Origin of the sequence: Teredinibacter haidensis, from assembly GCF_014211975.1 — a bacterium.
In the GTDB taxonomy this organism is placed as follows: domain Bacteria; phylum Pseudomonadota; class Gammaproteobacteria; order Pseudomonadales; family Cellvibrionaceae; genus Teredinibacter; species Teredinibacter haidensis.
Map to the genome: position 1 here is coordinate 1,012,432 of NZ_CP060084.1, position 16,123 is coordinate 1,028,554.

14 protein-coding genes are annotated in these 16,123 nt (G+C 47.5%); 11 read left to right on the top strand and 3 right to left on the bottom strand.

Features of this window, described 5'->3' with window-relative positions:
- The first annotated feature begins 91 nt into the window (after nucleotides 1–91).
- The 9 genes from dnaX to H5715_RS04155 all read left to right on the top strand — a co-directional run bounded on the left by dnaX (nucleotide 92) and on the right by H5715_RS04155 (nucleotide 7,905).
- Complete coding sequence (gene dnaX, locus H5715_RS04115) at nucleotides 92–1,999, top strand: DNA polymerase III subunit gamma/tau (RefSeq protein ID WP_075188081.1); 1,908 nt, start codon at nucleotides 92–94, stop codon at nucleotides 1,997–1,999.
- Nucleotides 2,000–2,006: 7 nt separating this feature from the next.
- Entirely contained in the window at nucleotides 2,007–2,327 is a 321-nt protein-coding gene (locus tag H5715_RS04120) for a YbaB/EbfC family nucleoid-associated protein (protein WP_075188080.1), read from the top strand.
- A gap of 105 nt (nucleotides 2,328–2,432) precedes the next feature.
- Nucleotides 2,433–3,026 (top strand): recombination mediator RecR, encoded by a 594-nt coding sequence (gene recR, locus H5715_RS04125; RefSeq protein ID WP_075188079.1) that lies wholly within the window; start codon nucleotides 2,433–2,435, stop codon nucleotides 3,024–3,026.
- A gap of 15 nt (nucleotides 3,027–3,041) precedes the next feature.
- Nucleotides 3,042–4,202, top strand: a complete 1,161-nt coding sequence (gene rnd / locus H5715_RS04130; RefSeq protein ID WP_246434678.1) for a ribonuclease D — start codon at nucleotides 3,042–3,044, stop codon at nucleotides 4,200–4,202.
- A complete protein-coding gene (locus H5715_RS04135) occupies nucleotides 4,199–4,492 on the top strand; it encodes a YcgL domain-containing protein (protein WP_075188077.1) in 294 nt (97 codons plus the stop codon). Before rnd ends, H5715_RS04135 begins: the two co-directional genes overlap by 4 nt.
- Nucleotides 4,492–4,926, top strand: a complete 435-nt coding sequence (locus tag H5715_RS04140) for a YcgN family cysteine cluster protein (RefSeq protein WP_075188076.1) — start codon at nucleotides 4,492–4,494, stop codon at nucleotides 4,924–4,926. The genes H5715_RS04135 and H5715_RS04140 overlap by 1 nt, the downstream gene beginning before the upstream one ends.
- A gap of 9 nt (nucleotides 4,927–4,935) precedes the next feature.
- Nucleotides 4,936–5,154: a SlyX family protein gene (locus H5715_RS04145; protein ID WP_075188075.1), complete on the top strand. Its 219-nt coding sequence runs from the start codon at nucleotides 4,936–4,938 to the stop codon at nucleotides 5,152–5,154.
- Nucleotides 5,155–5,182: 28 nt separating this feature from the next.
- Nucleotides 5,183–5,545, top strand: a complete 363-nt coding sequence (locus H5715_RS04150) for a hypothetical protein (protein ID WP_075188074.1) — start codon at nucleotides 5,183–5,185, stop codon at nucleotides 5,543–5,545.
- Between the two features lie 107 nt (nucleotides 5,546–5,652).
- Nucleotides 5,653–7,905, top strand: a complete 2,253-nt coding sequence (locus H5715_RS04155) for a VWA domain-containing protein (RefSeq protein ID WP_075188073.1) — start codon at nucleotides 5,653–5,655, stop codon at nucleotides 7,903–7,905.
- Between the two features lie 69 nt (nucleotides 7,906–7,974).
- On the opposite strand, the gene H5715_RS04160 is transcribed toward H5715_RS04155, so the two are convergent.
- On the bottom strand, nucleotides 7,975–10,359 hold the full coding sequence (locus tag H5715_RS04160; RefSeq protein ID WP_075188072.1) for a DUF748 domain-containing protein: 2,385 nt from the start codon (nucleotides 10,357–10,359) through the stop codon (nucleotides 7,975–7,977).
- A gap of 311 nt (nucleotides 10,360–10,670) precedes the next feature.
- On the opposite strand from H5715_RS04160, the gene H5715_RS04165 reads away from it, so the two are divergent.
- Complete coding sequence (locus tag H5715_RS04165; protein WP_075188071.1) at nucleotides 10,671–11,192, top strand: MerR family transcriptional regulator; 522 nt, start codon at nucleotides 10,671–10,673, stop codon at nucleotides 11,190–11,192.
- A 49-nt stretch (nucleotides 11,193–11,241) separates the two neighbouring features.
- Here H5715_RS04165 and mnmL read toward each other — a convergent pair whose 3' ends face one another.
- Together mnmL and H5715_RS04175 are read right to left on the bottom strand one after the other, a co-directional pair.
- Nucleotides 11,242–12,147 carry a tRNA modification radical SAM protein MnmL/YtqA gene (gene mnmL, locus H5715_RS04170; RefSeq protein ID WP_075188070.1) on the bottom strand — a complete coding sequence of 302 codons (906 nt, stop codon included), beginning with the start codon at nucleotides 12,145–12,147 and terminating at the stop codon, nucleotides 11,242–11,244.
- Between the two features lie 83 nt (nucleotides 12,148–12,230).
- Complete coding sequence (locus tag H5715_RS04175) at nucleotides 12,231–13,067, bottom strand: CZB domain-containing protein (RefSeq protein WP_075188069.1); 837 nt, start codon at nucleotides 13,065–13,067, stop codon at nucleotides 12,231–12,233.
- 284 nt (nucleotides 13,068–13,351) lie between these two features.
- Here H5715_RS04175 and H5715_RS04180 point away from each other — a divergent pair, with 284 nt between their 5' ends.
- On the top strand, nucleotides 13,352–15,913 hold the full coding sequence (locus H5715_RS04180) for an esterase-like activity of phytase family protein (RefSeq protein ID WP_075188068.1): 2,562 nt from the start codon (nucleotides 13,352–13,354) through the stop codon (nucleotides 15,911–15,913).
- The last annotated feature ends 210 nt before the right edge of the window (nucleotides 15,914–16,123 follow it).

Below are 16,123 nucleotides of genomic sequence, written 5' to 3' on the forward strand. Positions count from 1 at the left end.
CCTTGTTACTCAACAAAACTCTCCCCGCTCAGACATAAACCGAATCCGCAGGTATAATGGCTCTTTTTTATCATTAAGAGACTCATCCCTAATGAGCTATCAGGTTCTCGCCCGCAAGTGGCGGCCCGCAAACTTTCGTGAAATGGTGGGGCAGGAGCACGTGCTGAAGGCGCTGATCAACGCGCTGGATCACAACCGACTGCACCATGCCTATTTGTTCACCGGTACCCGTGGTGTGGGTAAAACCACCATCGCCCGTATCCTCGCCAAGTGTTTGAACTGTGAAGCAGGCGTAACATCCACACCCTGTGGCGAATGTAGTTCTTGTGTTGAAATCAGTGAAGGTCGCTTTATTGACCTGATTGAAGTGGATGCCGCTTCGCGCACCAAGGTTGAGGATACCCGCGAGCTGCTCGACAATGTTCAGTACGCGCCCACCCGGGGTCGTTATAAGATCTACCTCATCGATGAGGTACACATGCTCTCCAACCACAGCTTCAATGCACTGCTGAAAACTCTGGAGGAGCCTCCGGAGCATGTGAAATTCTTACTGGCGACTACCGACCCACAAAAGTTACCAGTTACGGTGCTCTCCCGCTGTTTACAGTTCAATCTTAAAAATATGAGCCCTGAGCGTATTGTGGGCCACTTGCAGCATGTCCTGGCAAACGAAGCCGTGCCATTTGACGAAGCCGCGTTATGGTTGCTGGCTCGTGGAGCCGATGGCAGTATGCGCGATGCACTCAGCCTCACCGATCAGGCCATCGCCTATGGTAGCGGTCAAATTGGTGAGTCCGATGTGGCGCTGATGTTGGGAACCATTGACCACCAACTTATTCAGAACTTAATGACCGGATTGATGACCTCGGATGGCAAGCAGCTGCTGGAATCCGTGGCCAAGTTTGCCGAGCACGCCCCGGATTTTAATGCGGCTCTGGCCGATCTATTAACACTGCTACATCGAATTGCGATTGCTCAGGCGTTACCGGAAGCGTTGGACAACAGCTTTGGTGATCGCAAGCAGATATTGGAATTCGCCTCCCGAATGCCAGCAGAAGATGTACAGCTGTTCTATCAGACAGCGCTTATTGGTCGGCGAGATTTACATTTGGCATCCGACCCTCGCAGCGGCTTTGAAATGACGCTACTGCGAATGCTGGCCTTCAAACCACAGGGCGTTGTCGACATACCTGGAAAGCCATTGGTAGTGCCGTCTGCAGTAGATAGCCTACCTGCGGTCGAGGAGGATTCTGCCAGCGTAAAAAAGCCCCAGCCTGAAATCGCGCCAACCACTGAACAAGCAGTGGAATTCGTTGCTACAGCGGTTTCAGTGTCTGAATTCCCCGCGACAGTAGTTTCTGAGCTAGAACCCCTAGATCCAGTAGAAACCATCTTGAAGGAAACGCCGGAGGCATCGACAGCGGCTGCGCTGGCCAATATTCTTGATACTGTAGACAAAAACACAAATAAAGCCGATATCAATGCGCAACTGAAAGCGCAGGTGAAGGCCATTACCGGCAAAGAGGGGATTGCAGAGAAAAGGGTGGCTTCTGTTCTGGAGCCAAAAACGCCGGAAAGTCCGGTTGTTTCTGGTAGCCTGACTTTGGAGCAATTATTGCCAGTCAATTGGGTGGAATTGTTTCGGCAATTAAATATCAAAGGCATACTGCAAAGCACTGCGGCAAATTGTGTATTGTTGGGACGAGAAGGTGCGCAGTTATATTTTGGCCTGGATGAAAACAAAGGCAGCCTGTTCGATAGCTCCCACAGCCAGCGTTTGGCCGGTATACTCAGTGACTATTTCCAGCAGCCGGTAAAAGTCGATATACACTTACAGACATTGCCTGAAGGCACAGAAACTCCCGCTCAATGTTTTGAGCGGGAAAAAGCAGAGCAGCATCAACAGGCATTGCAAACACTAGCGGGGGATCCGGTGGTGCAAACTCTGGAACAGGAGTTTGGTGCAGTGTTAGATTCACAAACGGTTCATTACGATTGAGGTGACTATGAAAGGCTTGGGCGATTTAATGAAACAAGCTCAGGAAATGCAGGCAAAAATGCAGCAGATGCAAGACGATATTGCCAATACGGAAGTGGAAGGGCAGGCCGGGGCTGGTTTGGTAAAAGTTACCATGACCGGTCGTCACGATATTAAAAACGTGAATATCGATTCCAGCTTAATGCAAGAAGATAAAGAAATGTTGGAAGACTTGCTGGCCGCTGCGGTTAACGATGCCGTGCGCCGAATAGAAGAAGAAAACAAAAAATGTATGGGTGATTTAACCGGCGGAATGCAAATGCCACCCGGGTTTAAAATGCCGTTTTAACGTAAGCTCTTCCCTGGTATCAAGCTAAGGTTGTCTCAGTTGATGATTTTTGTGGTTCGGGGCAATATTTATTTTACGCTGTCATTGAGATAACTAACGAAACACATGTTCTCCCCTTTAATAGACCAATTAATCTCTGCATTACGCGTACTTCCTGGTGTAGGCCCAAAATCCGCTCAACGTATGGCGCTAAATCTGCTTGAACACAATCGTGCGGGAGCCGATCAGTTGGCAAAAGCCTTAGCGGTCGCTATTGAGGCTGTGCAACGCTGTCAGCAGTGTCGAACCTTAACGGAGCAAACGCTTTGTAATATTTGTAGTAATAGCAAGCGGAACCACAAACAGTTGTGTGTGGTTGAAACACCAGCGGATGTTCTGGCGTTGGAGCAAGCGCGTATTTTTTCCGGTGTGTATTTTGTGTTGCTTGGAAAACTATCGCCTATTGACGGTATAGGTCCTAAAGAAATTGGAATGGACGTATTAGGCCAGCGTTTTCAAAATGAAGAAATTGAAGAATTGATCATTGCCACCAATCCAACCATCGAAGGTGAAGCTACGTCACACTATATAGCCGAGCGGGCAAAGGTACACGGTATTAAAGTGTCCCGTATTGCACATGGTGTCCCCATCGGTGGTGAGCTGGAATATATTGATGGCAGTACACTTGCCCACGCATTAAACAGCCGAAGAGAAATATAAATACAAATGATAAAAATGCTTTGTAACCAACCCATTCATTGGGTCGAAGATAAAAAAACGCTGGACGATTTATGTACCCGTTGGCGTGCCTGTAAAATACTGGCTGTAGATACAGAGTTTATGCGTAGTCAGACGTATTATCCCATTGCAGCGCTGTTGCAGGTGAATGATGGTGAAGCCAACTACTTAATTGACCCAACCGTTATTCAGGATTGCTCTGCTTTTGGGGAAATGCTGACCGATATCAATATTGTAAAAATATTGCATTCCTGCTCAGAGGATTTAGACGTTTTCCAACATCTGTTGGGCGTAATTCCCGTTAAATTATTTGATACCCAGATTGCCGCAGCGCTGTGTGGCTATGGTTTTTCTGTCGGTTATGGTAATTTGGTTAAGGCCGTATTAGATAAGGATTTACCGAAATCTGAAACGCGTTCCGACTGGTTACAGCGCCCCTTGAGTACCGCGCAAATTGATTATGCGGCAATTGATGTTGAAGATTTGTTTCAGCTCGCTCAGGTGCTAATTCTAAAGCTGAAAAATTTGGATCGGTTGTTTTGGGCTACGGATGATTGCGAACAAGTGCTCACGGCATTTGGCAATAATCAGGGTGATGCCAACAGTTATCTACGTATTAAGCAGGCTTGGCGTCTCAGCCGTAAAAATCTCACCATACTGAAGGCGTTGGCGCAATGGCGAGAGGGCTGCGCTAAAAATCGGGATGTACCTCGCAACCGCGTGATAAAAGAACATTCGCTAATGGATATAGCCTCCGCAGCGCCTAGCCATATCTCGCAGTTGCGGGCATTTGAAGGCTTAACGGATCGCATGATTCGTACGGATGGTGAAAATTTAATTACGGTGGTGCAGGCAGCCTTGGAGCAGGATGTTGAATCATATCCCGCTCTAATCGAAAAGCCTTTAACGAGTAGTGAAAATAAGTGGGCAAAGAAAATGCGCGCCTGTGTCGGAGTGATTGCGGAGGAGCAGAATGTCGCTCCGGAATTGTTGATGAAAAAGCGTGATTACGAAGCCATTACCCGCCGGTTTTTTCAGCAGGAATCCGATAATCTGGAAAACATATTGGAAGCGCTTAAGTCCCATATTTCCGGGTGGCGTTATGACTTATTAAGTGAACCACTGGCGCAAACCATTTGCGGTGAAATTGAAGAATGATGTTGTTAACCGATATTTATCGATCAAAAAAGAAAGAGGGAATGTACCTTTATGTTCGTAAAGGGTACTCGCTGAAGCAGCTACCGGAAGCTCTCCAAAAACAATTCGGGCAGGCTGAATTGGCAATGTCGCTGTTGCTGACTAAGGAGAAAAAACTCGCGCGAGCCGATGTAGAATCCGTGATCGAAAGTATTGAAAAGCAGGATTTCTACCTCCAGTTGCCGCCATCAATTATCCTTGGTGATAATTATATGCAAAAAATACCCAATGCAAAAATGGGACGCGGCTAGTGTCCCTGTATTGGGAGGAAAAATCCCTTGCTGAGATGGATCAGAGCGAATGGGAGCGGTTGTGTGATGGTTGTGGAAAATGCTGTTTGCACAAGTTGGAAGACGAAGACACTGGTGAGCTACATTTTACGCGTGTCGCCTGCCGTTACCTGGAGGAATCCAGCTGCCGCTGTCGCGAATATGCCGATCGGAAACGTCTGCAACCAGAATGCTTAGTATTAACCGTAAAAGAGCCAGAAACTTTCGACTGGCTACCGGAAACCTGTGCCTACCGTCTGCTGTCTCAGGGCAACCCTTTGCCCAGCTGGCACCCTTTAGTTAGCGGGAATGTAGACAGTGTCGCCGAAGCGGGGATTTCTGTGCGGGGTAAAATCTTATCGGAAGTGTGCGTTCACCCGGATGGGTTGGATGAGCATATTGTCCACTGGGTATAAAAAGAGACTATGACGAAGGAAATTGAAGATTTACAGGCGCGTATCGCCTTTCAAGAAGATACTATTAGTACACTTAATCGACAGGTGACAACCCTCGATGGGGAAGTGCGCGACTTACAAAAGCAGCTACATCTTTTGTATAAAAAAATGAATGATATGGTGTACCAGTTGGAGCAATCACAAGGCCCTGCAGACAGTTCGCACGATGAGCGCCCACCGCACTATTGAGTATTAATCGAAAAGAGACAATAGCACTATGATGACTGAAACCGAATATCTCTATGCCTGGATATATTACCTTCTAGGGGCCGGTTTGCTCATCGCCTGTTGGTGGTACATTACCCGGCGTGTTCCATGGCCGGAAGTACGCCACTTGGCTCGATTGGTCGTCGCTGTGGCCATAGTTGTGCCCTGGTATACCAATACCCAACAGGGTTACCTGTCTCCGGCTATTTTGATTGCCATTATTGAGGCACTATTTGAAGGTGGCTCTGCTTTTTGGCGCGCAGGTTTACCTCTGCTCAGCGCCATGGCTGTAGCGGTTACCCTTTCCTCCGTTTTCTTTGTCTCCCGTTGGGTGATACGTCTCCGTCTAAAGCCAGAAGCTAGTGGAAACTAGTTGAGAATGGACAAATACCGGGGCTTAAACCGGCATTTTTGATAGTTTACTGCTATAAATAACTAAAGCTTAGGTTGAATTCGCCTGTTATCACCGCGAGTCTCGTTATGACGATTTTTTTGCGCACCCTGTTTGGTGTTCTCTGTTTGCTATGTGCTGGTTTTGTCTCTGCTCAGGAGAATGTCGGTTTAGCTGAAACTGGTGGGAAATTACCGCCAGACGTTCGTCTGGTCATCGATGTATCTGGCAGCATGAAGCGTAACGACCCGAATAACTTACGTCAGCCGGCTATCGAGCTTCTGGTGCAACTGCTGCCTGAAGGCAGCCGTGCGGGTGTTTGGACCTTCGGTAAGTGGATTAACATGCTTGTGCCTCATAAGCCGGTCACAACCGAATGGAGAGATGCCGCACAGAAGAAGTCGGGCGACATTAGCTCCGTTGGTCTCTACACGAATATTGGCGAAGCTCTGGAAAAAGCCTCCTACGATGCGCTAAGCACCAGTAAAAAATACCGTACCTCTATCATTCTACTTACGGATGGTATGGTAGATATCGATAAATCGCCAGACGTAAACAAGCGAGAGTGGCGACGAATTGTGGATGAAGTTCTGCCTAAACTGAAAGAGGCCGGAATCACCATTCATACCATCGCTTTATCGGACAATGCCGATAAAAACCTGATGAATAAATTATCTCTCAGTACCGACGGTTTGGCTGAAGTGGCTCATACGGCCGATGACCTGATGAGGATATTTCTCAAAACCTTCGATGCAGCGGTACCGTCCGAGCAGGTTCCCCTAACCGATAACCAGTTTGTTATCGACTCCAGCGTAGAAGAGTTTACGGCGCTGATTTTCCGTAAAAACCCAGAACAGTTTACCGAACTGGTCGGGCCGGATCAGAACCTCTACTCTGCCAGCTTTAAAGATAATGATGTGAAATGGCATCGTGCAGACAATTACGATTTAATTACCGTTAAGCGGCCATTGGAAGGTGAGTGGGGTGTTAAAGCGGATATGGATCCCGAAAGCCGAATTACCGTGGTCAGTAATTTAAATTTACGGGTAAAGCCTCTGCCCTCGAACGTGTTTAAAGGGCAGAAAGAAGAGTTGAGTTTGTTTCTACAGGAAGATGGCAAAAACATTGCCCGGCCGGAATTCCTATCTCTGATGGATATTGATGCTGCTATGGAGGCTGGCAACGACGAATTCGATATTAAGCAATTCTGGACAAAGACCCTCAGTGAGGGTTCTCCACCAGCTGGTGGCCACTATAGTCAACAACTACCGACCTTCGATAAAGACGGGATCTATCAATTGAGTGTGGTTGTGGATGGTAAAACTTTTGTTCGTCAGTTCAGTCACCAGTTTACGGTACGTCAAACGTTTGGAGCGGAAGTTAAACAGGTTTTCACAGACGGCAAGCTCGAATACGTACTCGTTGCCAACTCCTATAACCAGAATATTGATATCCCGCGTACGCAGGTAGCGGCTACAATTATATCGCCCGAAGGCCGCAAAAAAATACGCCCGCTTATATCAACCGATGTGGACACGTGGAAAGCGACGCTGCTACCCGATGTCGAGGGCGAATACAGCGCTAGAATTAAAGCCAAAGGCTATGACGTTGAGGGTAACCCCTTCGATATTACACTGGAAGACATCAAGTTTAACTATTCGCTGGAAGACGGTTTTGTTGAAGATAAAGAACCCTTTTTCGATGAGTCCGCCGAGTCCGAACCTACCGCCGAGGCGAAGGTTACAGCGGAAGCTGTAACAGAAGAGCAGCCTGTCACAGAGGAAGAGGCTGCTCTCGAACAGGGTATGCCGATGTGGATGCTCTACGCCACGCTTGGTGTTGGCAATGTATTGTTGTTTGGTTTAGCTTTTCTTCTCTACAAAAAAATAATGGGCAAAAATGTAGATATACTGGATCAGTTTTCGGACGAAGCCATAAGCGAAGACCTGTCGGAGGAAGGTGCAGATGATGGGGAATCAGAACCCGAGATGGAAGAAGAGCCGCCCATGGAGGATTTGGATCCGATAATGGATGAGTTGGGGCAAAACGAAGAAGAGGATCTGGATCCCGCCCTCGAGCCAGAGATGACTGAGGCTGAAGGCGAACAGGATTTAGAGCCAAAGATGGAGTCTGAGCCTGACATGGAAATGCCCATTGATGATCTGGAATCAATGGCGGAGACCCAACCAGAGGGTGGCGAGGAAGACGACGATATGGTGGCCGAAATGCTTAAAGCTCAGGGCCTGGATTTAGCTGAAGACGAGTTAGATGAAGCCATTTCAACGTTAATCGATGATCTTGATGCAGATGATCTGGATGAAGACGAAGATAAAAAAGAATAGAATAGAAAACAACACATATTATCTGTGCTCTCGGCACTCTAACCGTGCCGAGTTATCGCGGGTTGGCCACTACTGAACTTTAAGTTCTATAGCCGGAAAGGCCGTTTTTCTTTTATCGACTGTCGGAGCGCAAAGCAACAGTCGGTTAGATTCCACTCCTTGTTCTACCGCGGCACGTTTAAAGTTGCTGCCACGTGTTTTTGCTAGGTCAATCAGTTTTTGCTGTGTATCTTCTGGCGTTGCGTTTATTTCTGTTGTCGGTGTATATTCCGCCGGAATGGCTCTTGGGCATACATGAACCGTCAGCTTCTTGTCGTCTTGCATCAGCGCGACAAACTGTTGTAAATATTCTTTCTGGCTTTCGTTAATTTCAACTGCTCCTATTTCGTAGGGCAAATCTTCCAAGCGCACTTTTAGTGTATGGCTGCCTGCAACCATCGCTACTGAAACGACCTTTGCGTAGGGAACAAAGGTTGCCATTAAATAATTTTTAGCCTGCATCATGACTGCTTTTTTTACAATCAGGCCAATTATATGCTGTACCCCGAAATCGGGATCGTTGACATTGCCGGATAGGGGGATCTTCAGTTTGATATTGCCATTTTTATCTTTTAGTAGGCCAAGGGCAACATTAAGTGGGACTGATGATTGATCCAGAATACTGGTAGCGCTAACCGTATCGCTGGAGGAAAATTTGACAGCATTAATATAGATGACGGTTTCGCCCTTAATATTCGAGTCGACAACGTCCACTTTAATGTTGCTATTGAGTTGGCCGCGTTTTACTCCGAAGCCGAGTAATTTGGAGGTGTAGCCCGTTGCCTCAGGCAAAGCGAATTCGTTGATCTTGGTTTGCATAGAAAGATTAACCCCTTCGCCAAAGGGTCTGGCTTTACCGTGAACATTGAAGCTTAGGAACTCGCTGTCTTTGCCGGAAAGGGTAAAGTTCAGAGTTTCGCTGGTATCAGCGCTATTGAGGTTGGTGATTTCAGCTTGTTGTAATGTGATGAATTTGTTGAAGGAGGGCACAATACTTCGGTCGATGATATGGATATTGCCCTCGGATTCCAGTTTGATTTTGTCAATAGCGACGGTATATTTAGGTTCTACTGCTTTCGTATCTTCTGTATTGTCCTGCTCTGAAGGCGTCGATTTTTCTGCGGGTTTTTGTTCGGTTGTTTCGTTTGTAGAGGTGAGCAGGTTTTCGATATTGCCCTCGGGGTCGATATGCAGCTGTAGTTTGGGCGATTGAATGAGAAGCTCGGCAATCTGTGCGTGCTTATCGTTGGCGGTGAGTTTATTAATATGTAGCTTGGCCAGCGTTAGTAGTGGTTCGGGCTGTTTTTTCTGTTCCTTAGCGACAGGCAGGGAAGTGAGTATATCGCTGGCCATGATAGATAAAATTTTAACATCGTTATTCTGGTTCTGTTGACTGGCCTGTATTTTGTGAAAGCTAAGTGAGGCCAGTTGCACAAGCGTATCCTGGTTTTTTGGGTTGGTTGCGGAGATGTTTTTGAGGTCAAGGTCCAGCTCGGTGGATACAGATTCAAGAACGGCGCCTTTCAGTTCTGCGCTCGCTCTGCTTAACGATAGGTGAACATTTCCTCCCGATGCTGCAATGGCATCGTCCGCGTAGCGAATATTCTCCAGGGTTAACGTGCTGTCTTGCAGTTCGGCGGATAACTGGTTGCCGTTAAGGGTTCCCTTGAATTTCAGTTGAAGCGATGCAAAGCCGGAATAATTTTGTGGATCGGGTAAAAAAATATGGGTATCGCGCAAGTTAAACTTATTGAGAGTCATATCTCCCACAACCGATATCTTCTCTCCAGCCCTGCTTAGGGATAGGTTCGCATTGAGTTGTGAATCGTTGATGCCAAGTCGAATGCTAGTTTCGGCATTTAAGGCGTCGCTCGTAAGGTGAATATTGGAAAGTGTGATGCTGTTTAGGTATAGATTGTTGTTGGCATTCTCGTAGTTAATAAGGATGTGAGATTCCGCAATGCTTAGCTTGGGAATGGTTATCGCGAAGGCAGTCGGTTTCTCGGTAATAGATGGGGCGGGCGCTTTTTCTACATCTTTGGAGCTGGCTATCGAGAATCCGGCTACCGACAGTAAACTACCGACTTTGGTGAGCTGCGTGTCCAACCCGCTTAGTGTTAATTGCTCGACTTTAATGTGTTTTTTTAACAGAGGCCAGAAGGCCAGATCGGCAACCGCCTTGGGGATTTTCAGTACGGTTTTATCGCTAGTGAACATCTTTAGCTCAGTAACCGTTATCTTTAAGAGAAAAATATTAATTCTTACACGGCTTTCTTCATCCAACTGCAAGTTGTGTTCGGCCAAAAAATCGGCAGCGGCCCATCGGGTGATGGTTGGGCTGAGCATCCATATTAAGGCCCACGTGGCGACCACAAGGGCGGTAAGGTACAAGCTGAGGTTTCTAAAAAGTCGCATAAACAATGAGGCGTAGAATGCGCCATCTCCCTGTTGTGTTTTGAAAGAGGATTATAGGAGGTTTTTGTATCGCAACCTACAGGTAGCGTTTTCGTTGCGTAGATATGGATTATTGGGTCGATCCTTTTCCCATACTTCGTGGTGTCCTAAAGAATAGTGGCCTGCTTTGCGAGCGTTAAGCCCTATTGGGCGTTAGAAGAAAAAACATTCCTGAAGCGAAACCATGACAATGGAATTCTTTCCAATAAAGGGTTGACCCGTCTATTGCTTAAGGGTTCAAACTGCGCGCTCGATCAACAGTGGAGGGCAATATGCTAACCGTTACTCAGGTGGCGAATCGATACGGTATCTCTCGCTCGACCATTCTCTACTACGAGAAGGCGGGGCTGCTACAGCCTGCCTGCCGCTCGGATAATGGTTACCGCTGGTATGGAGAGAGCGAGATGGAAAAGCTTAAAGCGATCTTATCGTATCGTTCACTTGGGCTGCCAGTGCAGAAATTGTCCGAGATGGTGAATCGAAACAGTGAAGCCGCACAAGAGTACGCCTTGCGTGAGCAATTTATGGCCCTCGAGACCGAGATAGCCAATTTGCGAATGCAGCAGCAGGCAATTGTGCAGTTACTTAACGCACATGAAATTCTGGAGGACAAAATGATTACTAAAGAACGTTGGGTGGAAATTATGACCGCCGCAGGTTTGGGTGATGAGGAGATGCGTAACTGGCATAAGAAGTTTGAACAAATGGAGCCTGACGCGCATCAGGAATTTTTAGAATCACTGCAAATTGATGAGGAAGAGATAAAACAAATTCGCACTTGGTCTGCGGGTTAAATTATCGGGCACAGGGATGTGCCCGTCACCCCTATATTTTTAGCCTGCCTCAACACTTTGAACCCTGACTGCCTGTGCCTGCCAGTTTTTTCGATATGGCCACCATCGACGACCAGCGATCGCCACACCAATCGGGCGCCAGTAAAACGGGGGGGCGTCCTTTGGCGGTAACGCGGTGGTAAATAATATCTTTTGGCGTGTGCTGAATAATGTCGACCGCAGCTTGAGTATACTCTTCTTCAGCCATTATCCGTAAACGCCCAGCTCGCCAGGTGCGCGCCATAGCGCTGCCTTCAACAATATGTAATGGGTGTAGTTTTAAGCCCTGTACGCCGGTTTCCAATACTTGTGCTAACGTTTTCCGGTATTCAGCCGTCCCTTCTCCTGGTAAGCCCAATATAAGATGGCAACAAATATTGATGTTATAGCTTTTCGCTTTGGCAACGGCTTGCTGGTAGCAGGTGAAGTCATGGCCGCGATTAATGCGTCTTAAGGTGTGGTCGTGAGCTGTTTGTAATCCCAGTTCCAACCACACTTCTTTCCCTTGCTCTTGGTAGTCCGCCAGTAGTGCTAATACTTCATCGCTGAGACAGTCGGGCCGTGTGCCGACACAAATCCCTACAATATCGGGCTCCTGCAAAGCCTGTTGGTACATCTTTTTTAGGTGCTGAATTTCACCATAGGTACTGCTATAGGCTTGAAAATAGGCAAGGTATTTGATGTTACTGTGTTTGAGTTCCTGCTTGCGTAATGCTAGCTGGTCTGCCACCGGTAGCAAGTGTTGCTCTGGCTTAACGAAGGAATCCATATTGCAGAAAGTACAGCCGCCCCGGCCGATAGAGCCATCGCGGTTTGGACAAGAAAAGCTGCCATCTACCGTGAGCTTGCGAACACGCTCGCCAAAGCGTTCTTTAAGGTGATTACTGATGGTGTTGACGTAGAGATTGAGTTGCACTGGTTTTGTTGATCCGTATGGGGTAATAGTATGTTTCGTACCCCTATCCGGCGGTGTTGCCGACGGTCTAGCGTTTTATACGGTTAACCGAAATCTTCAACCGTTTCTTTCAGTAGTTTGTGGGGCACAATATTTAGGAATAATTCGGCGTTTTGTGTTTGGAAAAAACCGTCGTAACCGCCGAAGTCTCCTTGTTGCTGGCTTTGGTCAGGCAGCCAGGATGCTGCTGAAAACTCTTTAATATCACTGATCTGCTCAAGCTCCAGGGCGAAGATTTTACCACCATCCTCCAGCACCAGAACAACCGGTTTGGTCAAATCTTTAAGACGTGCGGTGGCTTGGTCAAACAGTTCCAGCAGATGGTGCAGGGTGGTATCCCGGGTTTTGTTCAGGATCTCAATGGCGTCCTCGATTCGATGATCATCGTGAGCCATGGAGAGTAGTCGGTCTGCAATGGAATGTATGAGCTTATGGGGTTTGTCAAAAAGGGACAAAATGGATTCCATTTCGCTGTCTTCTGGTTTGTACTGGTCGTACCAAATGCCGAAGGCACATTGATGGGAGTCTCTAGCCTTGTCGAAATGAGCGCCAGTGCGAATACTGTGCTCCAATGCATTTATCCAGTCGATGTGGTCCTGCCGTCTTGTCTCCAGTAGTTTAATCAGTTCAACACTCTCGTTGGTCTTTTCCTCTGCGCCAACAATCTTATTCAGCGGGTAGAGACCTATGGCTTTACCGTCAAAGTCAAAAACCGAGTTTGCCGCGCCATTATGGCCTGGGACTGTACGAGTACTGAGAGAGGACAACGCAGCGATGTAACGCACATGGTGCACGGAGAGAGCGAAATGCATATCGCCAGCCTTGAACGTTAGGTACGAACCAGCGTTATGAGTGTCGGTAGTAACCGCTTGCTGCTCCATCTTACCTCTCTAGCGTGTTATTAGATGATTGAAATCTATCTCTTTAATGTAGTACAAATCCTTGTGTTGGCTAGGGGGTAAGTCTTGGCTGAAGGATGAACCGGTATTGTTATTACTGGGTTTATTGCAGTTGAGCGTCAGTATTGTGTCGGTTTTATTTCGGAGTTGTTACGGTTATTGTGGATCAATAGAAAAGCGGGATCGATTTCACCTTTGTCATCCTTTTGTCATCTAGTTCTCGTAGATATACGCGCTTCATACAATTTAGAAAGGGCGACCGGGTTATGGGAAAAACACAATTACTGAAAATACTGGCAGTTACAGCCGCATTGGGCTTATCGGCCTGTTCGGGGGATGACGGTAAAGATGGCGCGTCTGGCACGCAGGGTCCTCAAGGTATCGCAGGGCTTGATGGCACCAATGGCGTAAATGCGTCCGATGGTGCGAATGGCGTGAGCGGGTTAAACAGCTTGGTTAACTTTGTCGATCTGCCTGCGGGCAATGCGATGTGCTTTAAAGGCGGAGTTAAGATTGAGAGTGGTTTAGATGCTGATGCTGATGGCGTTCTTAGCTCGAGCGAAGTGACAGACGAGCGTTATACGTGTGCGCCTTCTTTGGTGAATTCGGAAAAGAATTTTAATCGTATTGCCAGCTTCCCCATTTGTACGCAAATTGACCCGACGTGTAATACCGATACCGAAACGGCGGCCGAGATTATTGCGGTTTCTGAGGATGGGAATAGCTTAATCTATTCCGATAGTCCTGGTGAAAGTGTGGGCTTTGTCGATATTTCTGATCCTGCAGCCCCAAAGGCTGATGGAATTTTGGCGCTTTCTGGCGAGCCTACTTCTGTAGCGGTAAAAGGGGGCTATGCCCTGGTGGGCGTTAACACCTCCGCAGACTATGTGGAGGTTTCAGGCTCTCTGGCTGTTGTGAATATTACTACCAAAGCATTGGCTGCCAGCATTGACTTAGGTGGTCAGCCAGATTCCATTGCGGTCAGCCCGGACGGACAATACGCGGCTGTAGTGATTGAGAACGAGCGCGACGAAGATTTGGGGGATGGCAATCCACCACAATTGCCTGCCGGTACTTTAATTATCGTTAATACATCTTCCACCGATCCCAGTAATTGGACCACGTCAGTCGTTGATCTTACCGGTGTCGCCGATCTTTTCCCTAGCGACCCAGAACCAGAATACGTAGACATTAACTCGGATAATATTGCCGTTGTAACCCTTCAGGAAAATAATCACCTCATTCTGGTCGATTTATCTGACGGCAGTATTTTGAATGATTTCTCTGCGGGTTCTGTAAACCTAGCAAACATCGATACCGAAGAGGAAGATTCGGCAATAATCAGTCAAACCGAATCGGAAGATGCCGTTGTTCGGGAGCCGGATGGTGTTGCCTGGATTACCAACGAATACTTTGCTACCGCTGATGAAGGTGATATGGATGGCGGCAGTCGTGGTTTTACCATCTTCAATACGGCTGGGGATGTTGTATGGAACTCCGGTGCATCGCTGGATCATATGGCGGCTAGATTTGGTCATTATCCAGATGGTCGTTCCGGTAACAAAGGTAACGAGCCGGAAAACGTGGAAATGGGTGTGTTTGGTGAAGACCGTTACCTATTTGTCAATTCCGAGCGTTCCAGCCTGGTATTTGTTTACGATGTAGCCAATCCAGAAAAGCCTGTATTCAAACAGGTTTTACCCGCTGGATCGGGTCCAGAAGGTGGCTTGGCCATTCCTTCACGTAACCTCTTAGCGGTTGCCAGTGAAGTTGATGATCGGGGCGATAAAATTCGTTCGGTAATCAACCTTTACCAATACAACACTCTGCCTGCGAGTTATCCAACCCTTCAGTCGGTCAATCGTATAAGTGGTACTCCCATTCCCTGGAGCGCGATGTCTGGTCTGTCTGCCGATCCGTTGAACGATTCGGTTCTCTACGCAGTGGAAGACAGCTTTTATGGTTCTAATCGTATCTTTACTCTGGATGTTAGCGCCACACCGGCGGTTGTGACTGCCGAGACGAAACTGATAGACAGTAAGGATGTGTTCGCCGCTATTACAACCTCTGGTGCTACGGATGATGATGCGAGCTTTGACGCTGTAGATTTGGCAGCATTAATTAATGCCAATGCAACGGTAAATATCGACCCGGAAGGTATCGCTAAGGCGTCTGATGGTGGGTTCTGGGTGGCTTCCGAAGGTGCGGGAACTATCACGGACACCGACGAGCGCCCTATAAAATCTCTTAACTTCGTTTTTAAAACTGATGCCAATGGCGTAATTGAAAAGGTTATTACGCTGCCTGACGCCGTTAATGCCATGCAGGTACGCTTTGGCTTTGAAGGTGTTGCTGAGTACAACGGCAAGCTCTATGTCATTGTGCAGCGAGCTTGGGGCGGTGAGGCCAATCCCCGTATCGGTATCTACGACATCGCCGGTGAAAGCTGGGAATTCGTCTACTATCCTCTGGATGCTGCGGAATCTCAAGACGGTGGTTGGGTAGGTCTTTCGGATATCACGTCTTTGAGCAACGGCAAATTTCTGATTGTTGAGCGCGATAATAAAGCGGGTCCGGATGCGGCTATCAAGCGGCTTTACAGTATTGATCTTACTGCTCACACAGCTGGCGAAACAGTGACCAAGGCCTTGGTACGTGATTTAATCAGCGCGGGTGACTTGGCCGCGACGGGCGCATTGACCTACGAGAAAATTGAGGGTTCTGCCGTTATGGCCAATGGAGATGTGTATATCATCAATGATAATGACGGTGTGGACGATAACAGTGGTGAGACTCAGCTGATCAATCTGGGCAATATACTCAAATAAACGAAACTTATAGATCCTTAAATGAAGCCGGTGAGTTATGACACTGGCTTTTTTTGAACGAATTTTATGACCAACAAACTAGAGGAATTAATTTGGGCTCTTCTTATCGAGAGAGATTCAATAACCTTCGCTTTGTCGAGCCATTCAAAAACTTCATTTCTTGAGATGCGGCTTGGTATGGAAGCTCCAGAAAGGCAGCCGCTGCATCGT